This is a genomic window from Enterobacter sp. 50793107 (assembly GCF_001463365.1).
GTDB lineage: Bacteria > Pseudomonadota > Gammaproteobacteria > Enterobacterales > Enterobacteriaceae > Enterobacter > Enterobacter cloacae.
Genome location: NZ_LNII01000126.1, coordinates 46,536 through 62,921, shown reverse-complemented (window position 1 = coordinate 62,921; position 16,386 = coordinate 46,536). Strand labels below are relative to the sequence as shown.

The 16,386-nt window shown below is 50.4% G+C and carries 24 protein-coding genes; 5 read left to right on the top strand and 19 right to left on the bottom strand.

All coding sequences use genetic code 11. The annotated features are described in order from the left end of the window. Positions 1-16: 16 nt before the first annotated feature. The 19 genes from APU11_RS16765 to APU11_RS27070 all read right to left on the bottom strand — a co-directional run bounded on the left by APU11_RS16765 (position 17) and on the right by APU11_RS27070 (position 13,712). Positions 17-1,291, bottom strand: coding sequence for a phage portal protein (locus tag APU11_RS16765; RefSeq protein WP_060578666.1), 1,275 nt, complete (start codon positions 1,289-1,291; stop codon positions 17-19). Then, positions 1,291-2,805 carry a terminase TerL endonuclease subunit gene (locus APU11_RS16760; RefSeq protein ID WP_060578665.1) on the bottom strand — a complete coding sequence of 505 codons (1,515 nt, stop codon included), beginning with the start codon at positions 2,803-2,805 and terminating at the stop codon, positions 1,291-1,293. The genes APU11_RS16765 and APU11_RS16760 overlap by 1 nt, the downstream gene beginning before the upstream one ends. A 6-nt stretch (positions 2,806-2,811) precedes the next feature. After that, the gene (locus APU11_RS16755; protein ID WP_047345268.1) at positions 2,812-3,297 is read right to left on the bottom strand and encodes a hypothetical protein; all 486 of its coding nucleotides are present in this window, start codon (positions 3,295-3,297) and stop codon (positions 2,812-2,814) included. 180 nt (positions 3,298-3,477) lie between these two features. Continuing rightward, complete coding sequence (locus APU11_RS16750; protein ID WP_060578664.1) at positions 3,478-3,681, bottom strand: hypothetical protein; 204 nt, start codon at positions 3,679-3,681, stop codon at positions 3,478-3,480. After that, positions 3,681-4,022 (bottom strand): HNH endonuclease signature motif containing protein, encoded by a 342-nt coding sequence (locus APU11_RS16745; RefSeq protein WP_060578663.1) that lies wholly within the window; start codon positions 4,020-4,022, stop codon positions 3,681-3,683. Before APU11_RS16745 ends, APU11_RS16750 begins: the two co-directional genes overlap by 1 nt. Next, positions 4,019-4,609, bottom strand: coding sequence for a hypothetical protein (locus APU11_RS16740; protein ID WP_060578662.1), 591 nt, complete (start codon positions 4,607-4,609; stop codon positions 4,019-4,021). Before APU11_RS16740 ends, APU11_RS16745 begins: the two co-directional genes overlap by 4 nt. Further along, positions 4,591-6,051: a glycosyltransferase family 2 protein gene (locus APU11_RS16735; RefSeq protein WP_060578661.1), complete on the bottom strand. Its 1,461-nt coding sequence runs from the start codon at positions 6,049-6,051 to the stop codon at positions 4,591-4,593. The genes APU11_RS16740 and APU11_RS16735 overlap by 19 nt, the downstream gene beginning before the upstream one ends. Continuing rightward, positions 6,051-6,611, bottom strand: coding sequence for an HNH endonuclease signature motif containing protein (locus tag APU11_RS16730; RefSeq protein WP_082646702.1), 561 nt, complete (start codon positions 6,609-6,611; stop codon positions 6,051-6,053). The genes APU11_RS16735 and APU11_RS16730 overlap by 1 nt, the downstream gene beginning before the upstream one ends. 246 nt (positions 6,612-6,857) lie before the next feature. Further along, complete coding sequence (locus APU11_RS16725) at positions 6,858-7,055, bottom strand: hypothetical protein (RefSeq protein WP_060578659.1); 198 nt, start codon at positions 7,053-7,055, stop codon at positions 6,858-6,860. 28 nt (positions 7,056-7,083) lie between these two features. Then, positions 7,084-7,275, bottom strand: coding sequence for a hypothetical protein (locus APU11_RS28935; RefSeq protein ID WP_060578658.1), 192 nt, complete (start codon positions 7,273-7,275; stop codon positions 7,084-7,086). After that, positions 7,226-7,501 carry a hypothetical protein gene (locus APU11_RS16715; RefSeq protein WP_060578657.1) on the bottom strand — a complete coding sequence of 92 codons (276 nt, stop codon included), beginning with the start codon at positions 7,499-7,501 and terminating at the stop codon, positions 7,226-7,228. Before APU11_RS16715 ends, APU11_RS28935 begins: the two co-directional genes overlap by 50 nt. 7 nt (positions 7,502-7,508) lie before the next feature. Further along, positions 7,509-8,138, bottom strand: a complete 630-nt coding sequence (locus tag APU11_RS16710) for a glycoside hydrolase family 19 protein (protein ID WP_060578656.1) — start codon at positions 8,136-8,138, stop codon at positions 7,509-7,511. Further along, the gene (locus APU11_RS16705; RefSeq protein WP_060578655.1) at positions 8,138-8,416 is read right to left on the bottom strand and encodes a phage holin family protein; all 279 of its coding nucleotides are present in this window, start codon (positions 8,414-8,416) and stop codon (positions 8,138-8,140) included. The genes APU11_RS16710 and APU11_RS16705 overlap by 1 nt, the downstream gene beginning before the upstream one ends. Then, complete coding sequence (locus tag APU11_RS16700; RefSeq protein WP_060578654.1) at positions 8,406-8,795, bottom strand: phage holin family protein; 390 nt, start codon at positions 8,793-8,795, stop codon at positions 8,406-8,408. The genes APU11_RS16705 and APU11_RS16700 overlap by 11 nt, the downstream gene beginning before the upstream one ends. A gap of 649 nt (positions 8,796-9,444) precedes the next feature. Then, the gene (locus APU11_RS16695) at positions 9,445-10,227 is read right to left on the bottom strand and encodes an antitermination protein (protein WP_060578653.1); all 783 of its coding nucleotides are present in this window, start codon (positions 10,225-10,227) and stop codon (positions 9,445-9,447) included. A 27-nt stretch (positions 10,228-10,254) separates the two neighbouring features. Beyond that, on the bottom strand, positions 10,255-11,634 hold the full coding sequence (locus APU11_RS16690) for a replicative DNA helicase (protein WP_060578652.1): 1,380 nt from the start codon (positions 11,632-11,634) through the stop codon (positions 10,255-10,257). Further along, on the bottom strand, positions 11,631-12,512 hold the full coding sequence (locus APU11_RS16685) for an ATP-binding protein (protein WP_060578651.1): 882 nt from the start codon (positions 12,510-12,512) through the stop codon (positions 11,631-11,633). Before APU11_RS16685 ends, APU11_RS16690 begins: the two co-directional genes overlap by 4 nt. 15 nt (positions 12,513-12,527) lie before the next feature. Beyond that, the gene (locus APU11_RS27075) at positions 12,528-13,403 is read right to left on the bottom strand and encodes a helix-turn-helix domain-containing protein (RefSeq protein WP_072200444.1); all 876 of its coding nucleotides are present in this window, start codon (positions 13,401-13,403) and stop codon (positions 12,528-12,530) included. Between the two features lie 78 nt (positions 13,404-13,481). Continuing rightward, positions 13,482-13,712, bottom strand: a complete 231-nt coding sequence (locus APU11_RS27070) for a transcriptional regulator (RefSeq protein WP_072200443.1) — start codon at positions 13,710-13,712, stop codon at positions 13,482-13,484. A gap of 49 nt (positions 13,713-13,761) precedes the next feature. Between APU11_RS27070 and APU11_RS16680 the strand changes: the two genes are divergently transcribed. The 5 genes from APU11_RS16680 to APU11_RS16660 all read left to right on the top strand — a co-directional run bounded on the left by APU11_RS16680 (position 13,762) and on the right by APU11_RS16660 (position 16,338). Beyond that, complete coding sequence (locus APU11_RS16680) at positions 13,762-14,547, top strand: S24 family peptidase (RefSeq protein WP_102135191.1); 786 nt, start codon at positions 13,762-13,764, stop codon at positions 14,545-14,547. Positions 14,548-14,722: 175 nt separating this feature from the next. Further along, entirely contained in the window at positions 14,723-15,154 is a 432-nt protein-coding gene (locus APU11_RS16675) for a helix-turn-helix domain-containing protein (protein WP_060578650.1), read from the top strand. Between the two features lie 66 nt (positions 15,155-15,220). Then, positions 15,221-15,607 (top strand): S24 family peptidase, encoded by a 387-nt coding sequence (locus APU11_RS16670; protein ID WP_044158724.1) that lies wholly within the window; start codon positions 15,221-15,223, stop codon positions 15,605-15,607. A gap of 106 nt (positions 15,608-15,713) precedes the next feature. After that, positions 15,714-15,938, top strand: coding sequence for a hypothetical protein (locus APU11_RS16665; protein WP_006811079.1), 225 nt, complete (start codon positions 15,714-15,716; stop codon positions 15,936-15,938). Then, complete coding sequence (locus tag APU11_RS16660) at positions 15,931-16,338, top strand: hypothetical protein (RefSeq protein WP_060578649.1); 408 nt, start codon at positions 15,931-15,933, stop codon at positions 16,336-16,338. Before APU11_RS16665 ends, APU11_RS16660 begins: the two co-directional genes overlap by 8 nt. Positions 16,339-16,386 lie beyond the last annotated feature (48 nt).

Sequence of the window (16,386 nt, the reverse complement as noted above, 5' to 3'; positions counted from 1 at the left end):
TACGGCCCCCATAAAATTAAGCCCCGTTATTACGGGGCTCTTTGTTGGTTCCTAAATCGGTGATCGGCACGTATTGCGACTGCCGCATTGCCACATCCCCACCCGGCAATGGCGGGAGGTTGTCTGTTCGTCGCATCTCGTTGATGGTGCGTAGCCCTGCCTCTCCCATTGCCTTCATAAAGGCAGCGCGGGATGCCGAATCACCCCTCAGCAGGCCGTCGAGGTTGTGCTCAGCATGAATGCGGCCGACATCCTTAGCAGGAATAAGCCACCGCTGAACGCTGTTTTCCCACCGGGAGATATAGGGCTGCAGGGTGTACTGCAGGAAGCCGAGATTCTGCTGCTCGATGCCCGATCCCCAGCTCGTTGATTTCTCGACGTCGCCGACAAGGTGAGGCGGTACGCCAAAGAATCGCGCCAGTTCACTTACCTGAAATTTTCGGGACGCCATCATTTCGGCATCCTGCGGCGTTACGCCAATTGCCGATGTGGAAAAGCCCGCTTCCAGAATCCAGAGGCGTTTTTTAACCGGACCGCCGGCGATCTCTTTGAAGTTCTCTTCGACCTGCGAGCGCTGCTGTTCAGTTAGCACTTTTTCGCCGGTTGAGAGGATTTGCGGAGACTTGGCGCCATTGGCAAAGAAATCTCGCTGCTGGTCCTCCATCGCAACTGCCACACCTGCCGATTTACAGGCAAAAGCAATGGGTGACAGGCCGACCAGCCCGGTGAATCCGAAGCCTTTAAGGTGAAAAATCTCTCTCTGCGAAAAGTCGGCGTATTCGCTGTCGCGTTGATAGCGATAAACCACTTTTTTTCCGACGAGTTTCACATCCATATTGGCAGACTGAAGCGGGAGAAGGCTGATCACGTCACCCGCGCTGTTGCGGTCCACCAGTGCATACGCGTTACCATAGAAACAGAGCTGCATCGTCATGGCCTCCCTGAATTCCTGGGCGGTCATGTACTGATTAGGGGAGTAGCGCAGCAGTCGCGCCAGCGGATTGCTCAAACCCACTTTTTTGCGGTTGTCATTCTGGTCTGTTTCGAAGACATCAAGCGGTAAGCATGCCGTGAGCGTTGAAATCAGGCTCACGCAGCGCCAAACCGTCGAAATTTGCAGTATCCGTTCATCGTTAATGGATGAATCGCCCAAGTGTCCGTGGGCCGAAACAGGCCCCGTCTGTGAGCCCTGATTTGGGGTGACTAAACGCCCGCCGACAAACCAGGACTGCAGCCTTGCCCACCAGCCGTTATTGGTGCGCAGGTCAATCGTGTATTTAGGTTCTTCCATCACATGCTCAGCGGTCGGAAAATGAAGTCATCGAAGTCACCACCCTGTTCGGTAACTTCCCCATTAGCAGCACCAACAGACATTGTCATTGCGACCATGCCATCAATACGGCCTGTTGCTTTGGACTTATCGAGCTTGCGGTTGCCAGCAGCATCTTTCACCACCACCGCATTCACAGCACACATCGTTAATACGGGGTGCATGCCATGCCTCACCCGCCCGTTAAGCATCAGAGACTCCAGCGTGTCTACAGCTGGCCCCATATCCTTAAAACCCTGTCCGAACTCGACCAGCGGGAGGCTCAGCCCAATGGCATCGGCATCCTTCCTGAACTGGTCAATGCGCCAGCGGTCAAAAGCCATCGAGGTAAGGTCGAAATCACCGATAATTTCAGCGATATCCGCAACGACGAATGAGTAATCCACTGAAGCGCCTGGCGTGGTGCGCAGCAGCCCCTCTCTAACCCAAACGTCATAGGGTGCGCGGTCCGTTTTGGTTCGCTCTTCAAGAGTCTTTTGCGGTGTCCAGAAGAAGGGGAAAACATCCCAGACACCATCATCTGCTTCACCAGCGATAACCAGCGCCGTTAAGTCGTTCCTGGCTGACAGATCTAGCCCCGCGTACCACTTCCTCGGGGTGTTAATCGGCATCTCTCCGCAAAGCTCCCACACGCTGCGGGAGATAAACGGCGATACGGTAGACACTCGCTGATTGAGGTTGAGGTTTCGGAAGGTATTTTCGAAGCTTGGCATTCGGCCAGCTTTCTCAGCCTGGCGCGCCATGTCTTTTTCTGACCTGAATGTGCCCAGCGCCGGGTTCGCGGCCAGCCAGGACTCGCGTTTACTGATATCAGCGTCTTTTGGCGCTTCATAAACGTGGCACACGATGTGCGGGTCTTTCGATTTGACTGCATCATCAATCCAGATGCTCAGCAGGTCGGCGTCATTTGCTGCCTGCGTACTGATAACAACCAGCAGCGGGTTCTCATGCGCCCCCTGCGCGGTAGTTATTGCATCGATAAAATCATCCTGCGGCCCCCTGACCTGCCCGGTTTCATCGAGAATGGCCAGAATGGGGGAAAGGCCGTGCGTCGTCTTGCCTTCTGCGGATAAAGCCTTGTATTCGACGTTACACGGCAGGCCGATCAGCTTTTTACCGCTCGGCGTAATGTGCACAATCTCCTGCAACTTAGGGTTCAGGTTGACCATCTTCACCGCGAGGTTAAAAACGATGGCAGCCTGTTCCCGGCTAAGTGCACCGCTGACAATCTGCGTGTTCTGGACCGCTTCAGGCCCCACCAGGTGAGCCAGCAGGATTCCAGCGATTAAGCCTGTTTTACCGTTTTTTCGGGCGATGCTGAGGATCGCCATATCCGTTCCGGCTGGATTGTCGTAAACCGCCAGGATGAAATCTTTCTGAAAGGGGTCCAACCGCATAGGCTGGCCGATAAGCTTGCCTTCCGGCACGATGCAAAAGCGCTCAATGAACGCTATTACACGCTCACCTCGCGTCATAGTCTTTTATCCGTGCTTGGGAAAGGCGATCAGGTTGTCGTCCTGGTCCTGATGCTCGGTTTTGGTGTTTCGTGCATCACGATCATTCTGATTGCGTTTCTTCTGGTCGCGGCTTTCACCGTTGGTTGCGTGGGAATGGATCTGCAGGTCACGGCGCTGAGCCAGGATAGTTCGCTGCAAATCAGGAATTTGTTTGCGGAGGTTTTTAATCAGCGCCTCATTTCTCGCTTCACCGCGCGCGCGTTCTTCTTTTCGCAAATCTCTGCGTAAAACGGTGAGATAGAGCTGGTTATTTGCCAGTTCTGCAGCGGCCAGAAGGTCGGCTGGCGTCCAGCTGTCCAGAGCTTTCGATCTGATATTGTCATGCCAGAATGGTTCGGCTTTTTTTTCCAAACCTGCATGGGACGGAGGATCGATGGTGTCCACTGCTGCATTTTTCATGGCCTGAACCGCTGCCGCCGAACTGTCGGAACGGGTTCGTTTATCTGCCATATGTCAACACCTTAAAACTAAAAAAATCGGGTTAGCGTTAAAATCAAACTTTGGCGGCGGTCATTTGGGGCAAAGGTTTTGAAGATTTGATCCCCCCCCTGCCCTGATGCGATTAATTCTCATTTCAAATCATTGCATTTGAAATGATTTCACATGATAGGTAATCGACTTGCCGCCGCGCTATGCCGAATGTTTGTCTACCTGTTCGAGCTTTTGAGCGCATTTCCCGTACTCGGGCAATACATGCCCTGAGACGGTCAGTGTCGGTACGTTCTCGCCTACGGTATGGGAGAACTGGATAGACGTTACGCGCTTCATCTCTATGCCATCAATTGTCAGCTGAACAAACTTACCGTCGCGGTATTCAATAATGAGGTCTTTCATTACGTACTCCAGTGAGACGCAGGATCGAGTGGGTAGCCGTTGGCATCACACCCTATTACAGCACCGCGCTTCTCCATTCTCTGTTTCGTTGAGTCATGATGTGCTTTGCACAGTGGCTGCCAGTTCTCTTTATTCCAGAACAGGAGCTGTGCCTTCGATATGGCCAGAGGGTTACCTGACTTAAGCGCATCTTTAAGTTTGTGGGGTTCGATATGGTCAACCACTGTCGCCGGGGTTATGCGTCCCTGCTGCTCGCACATCACACATAGCGGATGCTGCTGCAGGAAACGCAAACGGGCCTTATCCCATCGGCTGCCATATATGCGGGGCTCTTTGTTCATGCCAGTCTCCATGCGCGGCGGCGTTCCGTCCTCGGCTCGTTGTCAGGGTGACGCTCGACCGTCTGCATGTCGGCGTGATCCACCAGCGAGTAACACGGATAAATCACCCGACCACCGAACGCCTCACCGACGGCGTAATCAGCTGCCAGCGTTTTATTCCATGCGTTAAGCATGCGCACCAGTCTGCCCCGAGGAGGGCTGTAACATACGCCGTGAATCAGTTTGCTCAGAACAAGGTAATCAGCGTTTACTCTGTCTGCTTCCACCAGCATTCCGGCTATCTCTTTCTGATACTGTGGCGGCCGGCCGGTACCGAGATAAAAGCTCAGCATGTCGTCAGGGAAGCGCGTCAGCCAGTCAGTAACCTTTTCGTTGAATCCGATTACCGGCAACGCGTCGTCTTCCAGCACCACTACCCGGCATGGTTGACTGGCTGCCCATTCAAGCGCACGGCGATGATTCCAGTTAGCTCCGTGGTTACCGTTATCAATTAGCAGGAAAGCATCAATGGATTCAGCCAGACGCAACGCTTGTTTGTGTCGCGAGTGGTGGCCAACCACAACAAACTTCACTTGTGGCGAAACCATGCAACCTCCTTACCGATGCCATCAGTTTTGAAAACGGTATGCACCAGAGGGCCGGTGACCAGCCTGTCAGCGAATGACTGCGCAACGATACCGAACGCCAGCATGTCCCCCACCGCGGCGCCAGCCTGTTCTTTCTTCCAGAAACGATAACTCTCGATCCGGTAGTAAAGACGGATGATGCCGTGAGCGAACGCCATTACATCAGCGCGGGTACCACCCAGCAGACCAGCGTTTAGCATCACATCGTTGCGGTGCGCTTCGATGAACTCCTGATAGATACGCTCTGGATGGTTCTGCTTTGCCCAGGTGTCAGCATATGTTTTCGGTTCTGAACCGACATAAACCTTGCCGGGCTGCATTTCTTCCCACGGTGCGCGAAGCATTTCGACATCGGTCCCATCGGTACACCAGACGAAACGGTATTCAGGATGATCTCGCAGGTGCTGCCAGACGTGCAGCCAGCGCCGGAAGTAGACATTCATCTTCACGTCAGGAACGTGGTAAAGCTCAACGTCTGCCGGGGCTGTCTGCAGTTCATCCACCAGCGCAATACGTCCACAATTCCGAAGCGAGGCCGCCCACCTGTTAAGCATGTCAGGTGAGGCCGTCATTTTCGTGCCGCGCTGAGGGTCAGGCTGGCTGGTCAGTAACGTAGTGATAACCACGTCGCGCTGCCGCCGATAATCCACGTAACCGGTAAACCCGGCATCGCGCCGTTCGTTATGGATTTTAACGTTACGTTCTACCAGCGCCTGTCGATCTGGTTTCGGTACCGAACGCTCTACGGCTTCATGCTCATCAAGGGAATGAATCAGCTTTTCTGAACCGAGGACATCAGCGTAAGCCCACGTAGTCAGTCCTGCGTTATGGATGCGCAAGGCGAGGTCGCTGTGCTCGTACATGCCGCGACCATAAACCGGATCGAATCCGCCAACCTTCTCGATGGCACTGCGGTAGTAGTACAGCATCACGCCACGCTGCCCGGTGTAAGCGATGTGCTTATCATCCCGGTACAGGACCGCCATATCCTTCAGCTTATTCGTCCCTGCCAGATCGAGAAACTGGTAAGCCAGGTGCGGCTCGGGTGATTCGATGTAGGGAAGATGCCAGTTATCGGCGATGGCATACGCATCGTCATCCCACAAAAATAAATGTTCGCATCCTGAGTCCATAAGGCATTCAAGGCTGGCATTTTTAGATGCGACAATCCCAAGTGACTTATCGTGCCGGATTAACTTGCACCAATCCGGCACTTTTGCTGGAGGGTTGGACCCGTCATCAATGACGAATACCACAGCGCCGGCAGGTAAATGTTTACGATGTTGCTCAAGTGAATTTGCAAGTACCTGCGGTCTGTTATACGTAGTTATCGCGATCCCAATTTTATTGTGAGAAACGCTATCGGCGCGGACATAAGGAACCCCATCAACAATGACGTCCATTATTTCCCCTCAAATTCGTATCGTGCTTTTTCAACCGCAGCCGTTGCTTCGGATAATGTCCCAAATTCCTTTCGAAAAATGACATCGCCGTTTCGCGTAAGTGTTGCCCTGTACTTTCCGCTTTCCCTGATAGATACGCCCATTACCCCAGTGGAACTCACCGGCTTTATTCGGTTCCAGACGTTTACTGTGTGTGTAACCACCCTGAGGTGTTTTGGATTAACACACTTTCGGTTATGGCAGAGGTGATCAAGTTCAAAGCCATCAGGAACATTCTTGACCAATAGCTCATAACTGGCTTTGTGAGCCAGGGTCATCATCCCTTTGTGTTTAAACATTCCATATCCGTCTGGATTTATATATGCAAGCCAGTTCCAGCATCCGGTTGAATCATCAACCATATACTTGCTGCTCAATCTATCGAGTGGTGATTTTGCTTCGAGGGAGCCAGTTTTATAGAGTCGCAGATAATGCATCTGGCACATGCCTTTGCAATGCGCTGACCGTTCACATGAATTAACGGAACAGGTTTTTCCTGCATTTCTAACAAGTCCGCTCATCGGAGTTACCTTTTAGTGATGAACCTTGTCGCACAGGAGATCCAGCCCTCAGAAGGCTCCGACGCCAGCCGGTTCCTCAAGGGTCATCCTGAAAGGTTCTGAGTAGGATGTGCGCGTGCGATGCGCATTAAAAAACCCCGCGGGTGCGAGGCCGTTTTATACCTTGCAGGGGATAATGGCTGCCTTATCCGCTTGTGGGGATAACCATTATCAAGCCCACCAGCAGGTGAGCTTTGTAATGGCCACTTAATCGTCGAGTTGTAACACGCCACGCTCAAGTGAATCTGAATACGCGATCAGACCAGAATATTCAGGAATAATTTCACCATCATCTGCTTCTAACTCCGGGATTGTCCCCGTGGTGATGGTGTATTGAGGCGCGCCGTCTTCTTTTGCGAAATTAGCCAGGTCTTCGATTTGCTTAGCTGTGAGAACTACAGTCATGCTCTTTCCTCAGTAATTAAAGGCCCCGCTATTGCGAGGCTCTGGTTTCTTTCTGGCAGTTCGCCTGCCATGCTTTGTTATGCGCCAGGATGTCTTTCTTCGTCTGCTTATCCAAGACGTCAACATCGTGGTTTGTCACGTAGATAATCCGGGTCCACAGACAGCCCGTATCAACCACCACCGGGGCGGGTGAAGTTTTCGCGCAGCTCGCGATCAACATCGTCATCAGGCATGCGGTTAACAGTCTGCTGTACATTGCTGGCCTCTTTCGTTGCTTCTACCCGGCGTTCGGCTACTGCTTCAGTGGCTGCGGCCTTTTCTTCGGTGCGCTGCAGGTCTGCTTTCGCTTCCGCTTTGCTTGAGCCGCGAATATGGCCCAGGCCGAAAGCGCCAGCGATGGCGGCAATGACTGCTGCAGCAATACCAATTAAAGTTTCAAACCCCATAGTGACCTCACACCAGCACAGATTTCGCCAGGTTAAACAGCGCGCGGCGTTTATCCAGCCCGTTACGTCCGCCATTGATAAGCAGCGTGACGCGCTCCACGTCGCCGGAATGGAGCAGGCATCCGTGCGAGACGTAGAACCATGCAGCGGAGCGCGCAGCATATTCATCCTGTTCCAGCAATTCAGGCTGGGTTACAAGGTCCAACTTCAGCGCGTGGCCACAGTTGCGGTAATTGCTGAGCCCGGTGATTTGCTTCAGGCCGCGACCGCGATATTTCCACCCATCACCAGCAACCTGGTTGCCTAGGTTCTTTTTGCCCCACTCACCGCCATATACCAGATTGGCGATCGCTTTCTGGTTTGCCGGTTGCGTTGCTGTTCTGCCAAGTGCGGCGGCCTGCTGTGGAGTGATGCGGTGGCTGCCGAACGTCGGCACCAGGTTTTCAGCCGCGTAATTCAGGTTTTCCACCAGCCGGGTAAATCTGGTGCTTTCATGCCCCATCTGGGCAATAAACATGGCCTGATCAAGCGGTGCGGTGATGCCGTATTCCTTCATAGCGGCGTCGATATGCGGAAACCAGCGCGCAGCTAACCCGGCGCTGATACCAGCCGCCCTCTGAAATTGTGTTTGGTTCATTAGTACCTCAGATGATCAACCAGACGAGCCAGATTTCCCCGGACCTTCATAACAGCTGCGCATAGCAGGAGGTTTGCCAGCACCACCAGCCAGTGCGAGTCGTGGTACAGGCCGAAGATATACTGCAAAGGGATCGCGGCATAAACCAGCACGGTCACATATGCCAGGAACGAAACGAAAGGACGATGCCGGGCACCGTGGCGCTGGTAAAACATCAATACGACGACGATTACCGCGCAGATAAACGCATTAATGAATGCTGTCAGCTCACCTGCCATTACCCCCTCCTCCGCGTAAGCGCGAGAAAAAGCCGAACAGGCTGTTCAGGTCCTGGTTATTAAGAAAAGTTAGGATTTTTATGCACAGAGCAGACAGAATCACTGCTCCGAGTGCATCCAGCGGTTTTTCATATCGTGATGCAGCATTTAGCCACGAACCAACAAACCCGGCCCCCAGCACCCCAACGATGAACGAAGTCAGGAAATATGCAGCCAGGCGGGCACGTGTCAGGTTTGCCGCCGTAGCAACATAGAACACCGCACCACCGAACGCCCCGAATACCACGCCGAAATCTGTATGAGTAAAGAAACCATACAGGACTGATCCAAGCAGGCCGCCGCCCAGAAGTGCTCCGGTACCGGTTAATGGATCGGACATTACGCCCCCTCTGTTATTGCTGTGAATCCTCTCAGAAAAATTGAGGGGAGATAAAAAAAGCCCGCTTTTGAAGGCGGGCTAATGAGTGACTATTAGTAAGTAAGGTAGGTAGTCGTGGGTTTTGCTAACTGACCAGAGTGAGACAGTATCGGGCTGATTCACAACGGTTCAGGAGAACCATCAGGCAGTTACCTTCAACACACATTTCAAGCGTAGCAGCAGTTTGCAAATTCATAAAAAAAGGCCTGCTTTTTACGGCAGGCTCTCAAGGAATTTGAAACTGTATTGTTGTTGTCATGGTGCCGGGTGCCTCCCGGTGACTCTACTCCAGCCAGTAAAGTCGCGCGCATACCTGCAGATAGCAGTTGACTGGAACGCCCTTTCGCTTAGAAAGGATTCACCATGCAAATAAAATACGTCCCATTCATTCCCACAGTCAATGATTACCTTTCGCGATACCTCTCAGAAGGATGGGAAACAAAAAAGGCCACCCGATGGCAGCCTTAGAAAAGCAAAAACCCCGCCGAAGCAGGGTTTCAATGTTTGATTTCGTTTGGACGGTATCTTCCACGATTAGAAGCATACAGGACAGTTTTATGCAAAGTCAACACTAACGTGCAAAAAAGTGTCGCTATTTGCTCCGATCATATTAATAAGTTGTTGCCTTCTCAAATTCTACCGCCGCGTGACGCTCCCCCTGGCGCAGAGTGTCCACCAGCATTTCAAAAAAGGGTTTCCAGTTGCGTGACCATGAGGACTGATGGAGATCCGGGAGACGCTTCAGAATGGCACGGTGTACCGTCGCCGAGGAGATAGCAGAGAAGCCATTACCAGAGCAACGTTCACAGGTTTTGAAAACCGGTGCGCCACGTTCTTTGGTCGCTTTGCGGTCCAACACTTCGCCTTTACCGCCGCATCTGCACCGGGCAAGGATCACTTTCTTTCCTCCGCATGTTCCGCAAACCCTATTCACCAGCTCATTTTTAATCTTCGGGGCCACCACTTCGGCACCGTCGGCGTCGAAAATACCAGGATGTTTAACCACATCCTCATTCCCGGAGATAAACCCGGTCCCGCTGCAACTGTGACATGTCACGCTGGTAGCCGCCGAACGCGAGTAATCAGCAAAGGCAAACTGTGCCAACATCTGCATACACCATCCGAACTGCCCGCCAGCTGCTTTGCGAACATTCTTTGGTGCCGTTTCCATCGCGTAACGAGCCAGCGCCTGAACTGCGAGCTGTTCATCTGTTTTGCTGATTCCCGCTTTACCGAAGAACGCCGCCAGGCCGAAGCGCGCACGGCTGCTGGTGGTACCAATCGCCGCCATTACATCTGTTCCTGTTAGGCGGTCCGGAGAAGTTCCCTTCACGTCGTCGCTGATCTGCATTCCCTGAGGGCTAAAATGTTTAAGTGCCGCTTCCAGTTTCATAAAGTTGCCCTCGTTGCTTTGATGTTTTTAATAGTCTGCATTGCTGGAATGCCTTTCTTTTGAGTAACGTCTGGTCTGAGCTTTCTGCTGTGGCGCCGAACGCTGCTTTGCTAACTCCTGGTCAATTGGCAGGAAGTGCCCGTTATAGAATCGACGGTAGATCGTACCCAATTCACCGTTGCGCTGTTTGGTCACGTTAATTTCCGCGATCCCCTTCGCTGGCGACTCAGGGTTATAAACTTCATCTCGGTATAGCATCATGATCAGATCAGCATCAGCCTCAATCTCACCCGAGTTTTTGAGGTCTGAGTTCATCGGTCGTTTGTTGGGTCTCGACTCAACGCCACGAGAAAGCTGGCTCAGGGCAAGGACCGGAGTTTTATTGGATTTAGCCAGACGCTTGAGTCCTTTTGACACCTCACCGACGGCAAGGTCATATCGTGCAGTGCTTTCAATTTTGATGAGTGCCAGGTAATCCACGACCACCAGCGCTATTTCCGGATGCGCCATTTGCAGGCGGGTAGATATCTGCTGGATCTGATCAACGGTCAGATCGGTAGAATCAACCATCCAGATACTGCGCCCTGTAAGTCGACCGACACCATCAGTCAGCCTCGCCCAGTCTTCATCATCGAAATCAGCAGCTCTTTTCAGACGTGAAACCGACATTCCCCCAGCAGCGGATACCATGCGCTCACCGATCTGGATGTTTGGCATTTCCATGCTGAAGAACAGGACACCACGGCCTTGTTCAGAAACTTTGTCGATGATATCGAGCGCCAACTCAGTTTTTCCCATCGACGGGCGCGCAGCGATAAACACCAGATCTGTTGGTTCAATGCCGCCAGTCTTTGCGTCCAGTTCTTCGATACCTGTCATGAGGCTTCTGGCTTCTTCAAGCCCACGGTTGCGCGCATCTACCCGATCCAATACAGCGGGGAGAATGTCGTCAATATGAACTGGCTGAACGGTCTTTTCTTCGAGAGTAATTGCGGCAATGCTATTCTGTGCGGCCCTGAATGCCGATAAAGCCGCATCACCATTGTGAGCACTCCGGATATCTGCCAGCGCCCTTTCAATCACGGCTTCGGCATCGCGAACAGCTGCATTACGCTCCAGCGTGGAAACGTAGGACACAAGCGCAGACTTCGCCCATGCGATACGGCTCGAGTCCAGAATGATTGCGCTGTGCTTTGGCATGCTTTCGCAGAGAAGTACAGGGTCAATAACGCCAGCTCCACGCGCCTGACGGCAGATCCCAGTATATATTTCCCGATACTGCGGTACCGAGAAAGCGGTGGCCGGCACCCTGGAAAGAATATCCAGTACCTCAGGGTCGGCTCCACGCAGAAAAATTGCGCCGATCACCGCACCTTCCAGATCTTCATTTTTCCAGACAGGAGTCATGCTACAACTCCTGACGCGATGGCACGGAAACTTCCCCAGCCAAATGCCAGACGGTTGCGGCCACCATCTGTAACCCGGTCCACGATTCGCTCACCAATAGTCTCTTTCAGCTGGTCAAATGTGAGATTGCTGATCAGGATGGTTGGCAAAATGCTTTCGTACCGAGCATTGATAATTTCCTGCAGGATGGTCATTTCAGTCGGGCTGCCGAACTGAACACCAACTTCGTCGATAATCAGCAGATCCAGTGAAGCAAAGCGTTCAATGACGTCTTCCTCGGTCATTTCGGCATTGTGGCGCCATGTGCTTTTTACCGCTCGGGTGAGGCGCATGACATCGGTGATTTCCACATTCGCAAGGTGATCGCGGATGATGCTCTTTGCCATAGCCACTGCCAGGTGGTTTTTGCCGGTGCCGCAATTGCCGGTCATAACAAGCCCGGTACCGGCATTAAGTCGCTCAGGCCAGCTGCTGGCATAACGCTGACAAGCCGCGAGATTTTTGGCGGCATCCTGATTGATGGCCTGGTAGTTATCGAATTCACATGCTTCGAACCGTCGTGCAATCCCGGCATTGTCTATCAGGTCGGCTACTCGTAATGCGCGCAGACTGGCTTCAATGTCAGCAAGTTCCGCTTTCACACACTCCGGGCACTGGGAGTGCTTAACATTTTCAACGCCACGATACGCTTTTCCAATGAGGGTAATACGCTCAAAATCGCCATGCTTCTCGCAGGTGGAGGTGCTGACTTCGCCTGACTCCCAGCTTCCCCATTGCCACGGTTTTTTATGCTCTACAGCGAAAGCCAGTTCTTCACTAAGCCCTTCACGTTTCGCCACCAGAGCTTCCCTTTCTTCACGTTGTTTGATACTCAGCATTGTGATTTCTCCTGCTTACCAGTTGCAGTCTGACTGGCCATAATCTTGCTCACTGAACCCGGACACCGGCAAACCTCCAGACCTTCCGTTTGTTGGGCCAGACGGTGCCTGCCATGCCTCTTCGAAATGCCGATCGGGACCAAAGAAAGTCGCCGCCTGTTTCACGTACTGTGTTCCAGCACTACCTGTAGCACGGACATAACCGGCATAACGGTTTACGCCAGCCAGCATTGCCTCAGTGGTAACACCGTCTTTAATTCGAGCTTTCCAGGCTTTCCAGGCAGCGGCCTTGGAATTACCACCAGCACGTTTTGGGTATGCCTGCCATGCCTGCTCGAACTCGTTGGAATAGTTTCCCTTGGAAGAGCGATTTTCAGAATCGTTGTCAGATGAACCGTTATATTTAGGTTCTATGACTGATTCATTGACTGGTTCAAAAGAGTGACTGATTCTGGGTGCAGCTCCTGCACTACCCCCTAGTGAATCTCCTGCACTATGGGGTGAATCTCCTGCACCAGGTAGTGAACTATTTGCACTACCCCCTAGTGAATCTCCTGCACTATGGGGTGAATCTCCTGCACCAGGTAGTGAACTATTTGCACTACCCCCTAGTGAATCTCCTGCACTACTGAAATCAAGCCGATATACATTACTTGAGTTACCTTTTGGACCTGGGCGAAGTTCTTTTTTTACCAGGCCGCATTCACATAAAGCATCAATGTGAATCATCACAGATCGCTTACTGATTTCGCACTGATCGGCGATATGTTGATAGCTTGGCCAGCACTCGCCATGGTCACTAGCGTTATCTGCAAGCTTCAGTAGCACGAGCTTACGCAGTGGATTTCCCACCTTGACCTTCATTGCTTTAACCATCAGTTCCATGCTCATGCGACACCCGCCAACTCATTTTCGTTACTGAATTCAGCCACCAGTAAAGGTTCGCTGACGCAATAATGCCGTGACATGTCACACCTCATTGCCCGGACGTGGGAAAACAAGCATTTCTCGCTTGAGGGGTTTTTTACCCACAAAAGTTCTACTTGCTGCTTCAATAGAAGTTGCAAGTTTTGGTGACGCATTTCTGTATCCGTAGGCAATAAGATTCAAATATCCTGTTGATGTACCGCTCTTAACTGCCAAAGCGTGCCACTCTTCTTTAGTGGAAGCACGACGCCAGGAAAGAAGTTCGTTTTCCATACCCACACCTCAATTTATCATTTTGGTAAAGTTTATCTTTACGATAACTATGAGGCAAGATAAATTTATCAAATTGGGTATTTATCATATTGCTAAAAAGTGGGAGTATTTGGTCATGGACATAAAAAACATTCGACGCCAGAACCTAAACAGGTTGATTGGTGAGTACATCGTGGAAGGTTATACCAAGGCACAAATTGCTGAAAAAATTGGTATACCCCCTTCTCAACTGAGTCAGTTATCTGGCTCTAACGCCTCTCGTAACATTGGCGACATAATAGCTAGGAGAATTGAGTCAAGTATGGGCCTGCCCCATGGCTGGATGGATTCAAAGAGAGCAGATGTTGATGCATCTGGTACCAAGCCTAACTTTTTCATAAATCCACTGACAAAAAATCAGCAACAATACCGAATTGAGGTGATGGACACTGAGTTCAGTTGCGGAAGTGGCAGGATGAACATGGACTATCCTGAAATAGTTAAATCGATTGAACTTGATCCAGAGGAAGCTAAAAGGATGTTTGGTGGGCGTAGCCCTACCTCCCTGAAAATCTGCACGGTTGTCGGAGATAGCATGCTCGGGACTATTTTCCCTGGGGATCTTGTCGTTATAGACGTTACGGTAAACCGGTTGATAGGTGATGGGATTTATGCGTTCGTTTATGGTGACAACTTTCATATCAAACGCTTACAGCTGCTTAAGGACAAGCTGGTAGTCATCAGCGATAATTCAACTTACGAAAAATGGTTTGTATCTGAAACTGATCAAAGCGAGTTTCACATTCAGGGCTTAGTTGTCGGTAGATGGCAAATGTCATACAACCGTTTGGGTTGAGACTCATACATATAAAAAACCAGCTTCGGCTGGTTTTTTTATGCCCTGCACAAAATAATTTACCATATATATCAAAGGCATAACTATTAATTTATCATAATTTATCAAAAAGATATTTACCAAAATTTATCTTTGAGATAAAGTTCATTCATCGGCAAACAATGGAGCCAATGAAATGAATACTCAAATCACCGTAGCCAAAACCATCGGCAAAAGAATATTAAATCAAAGATCTTCGCTTCGACTCTCTCAGGATTTTTTGGCTGATCATCTTGGTTTAACAACCGAAACCATTAACAACTTGGAAACGGAAAAAACTGTTCCTTTTGCTGACCAGTTAATCCAATTGGCTAACATTCTTCATTCTGATGTTCTGTGGCTCATTTCAGGAAACGAGCAGTGCGGTGAATTTACAGAACCAACAAGTATTATAACGTCCAATCAACTTAACTCATGGTCTGCTGATATTGGCAATTGCAGAATGGCTTTATCTAACGCTATGGATTGCATGCCTCCGGAATTGTCGTCTATCGGTACACTAACTATCGTTTATGAAAAATTAGACGACTTGCAAGAAACCATCTGCAAGCAAGCCGACAAAATTTAAAATTAATTAACATTATTTAATTAACACCTTTCTTGGTGGGGACAAACTCACCCTTAGGAAATGAAAATGCAAAATTCCGTCGCAATTAATCAGCCGATTAAAACGCCTCAAATGCTGTTCGGATCTGACAACATTAATGACTTTGGTAACCGCGTTCAAAGCTGCCGGATGGAAGGTTACTCCATGCAGCCGACCATCGAACCATGTGAGGTTGTGGCTTTCGTTGATTGCGGTGGACATGCGCTTACCTCTGGCATTTATGTTTACACAATGGATGCTTTTGGTCGCCCATGCCTTTTCATTAAGAGAATCGAGCCATTAGCTGATGGCTCATTAAAAATCATTTCTGATAACCATCATTACGAAACTTTCACCCTTAATACCGATGAACAGAAAGAAATCAAAATTCACGGTCGGGTGGTGGCTTCTTTGGCTGTGAGGCGCTTCGTATGACTTTCATCATTGATAAATCGGCATATAGAACAGCATGCCTTTATGCGGCCTGCGATTACGAGGTAATCGCTCGTCTTTATCTTAAAAAAGCATATGGTCGGTAATTATGAGCTTATTAAAAAGGCAAGACATTCAGGTTGTGAACATCAAAGCCGAGCAACTGGCTGGTTTATCGCAAACATTATTTGAATATCACGACAAACTGGACCATTTCCAACTTAAAACTATTTGCTCTCTTGTTTATGACATTGCTGGCGAAATTCATGATTGGACCGAAAAAGAAGAGGAAATTGTTATGAGCTTAGAGGAGGAGGCTCGCCGCAATGGATAAATTAATCGAGACATATCGCCGCCGAATTTTAAAGGCAGCGTTATTACGCCACCAGCGTAAAACGGGCAGTAACTGCCTTGTTATAAAGCTCAATAAAGGCGGTATTAACACGGTCGAGTTAACAGAGATTCTTCTCGATGGATTATTACGAAAATTCGAAAGGCTTGCGTTCAGTGAGTACGGAAATGTCGATGGTGTAAAAGCCATCATGGGAATTTACAGCGGCGCTGTTGATGTAAATGGCAGCGGTGAATTCCTTACGGATAGCGGAAAGGAGTTAATCGACGAGCTCATTTCTGAGCTGGTCGAGTTCGTCAAAAAACAAAAAGTGGAGGCTCCGAAAACGGAGGGTCATGAAATGGGGGGATCTGATGGCACTTACAGCGATACGAATTCCTGAGTGGGTTCACCTCAAAGCAGCACACGTTTTAAGCCAGTTCAGAACAAG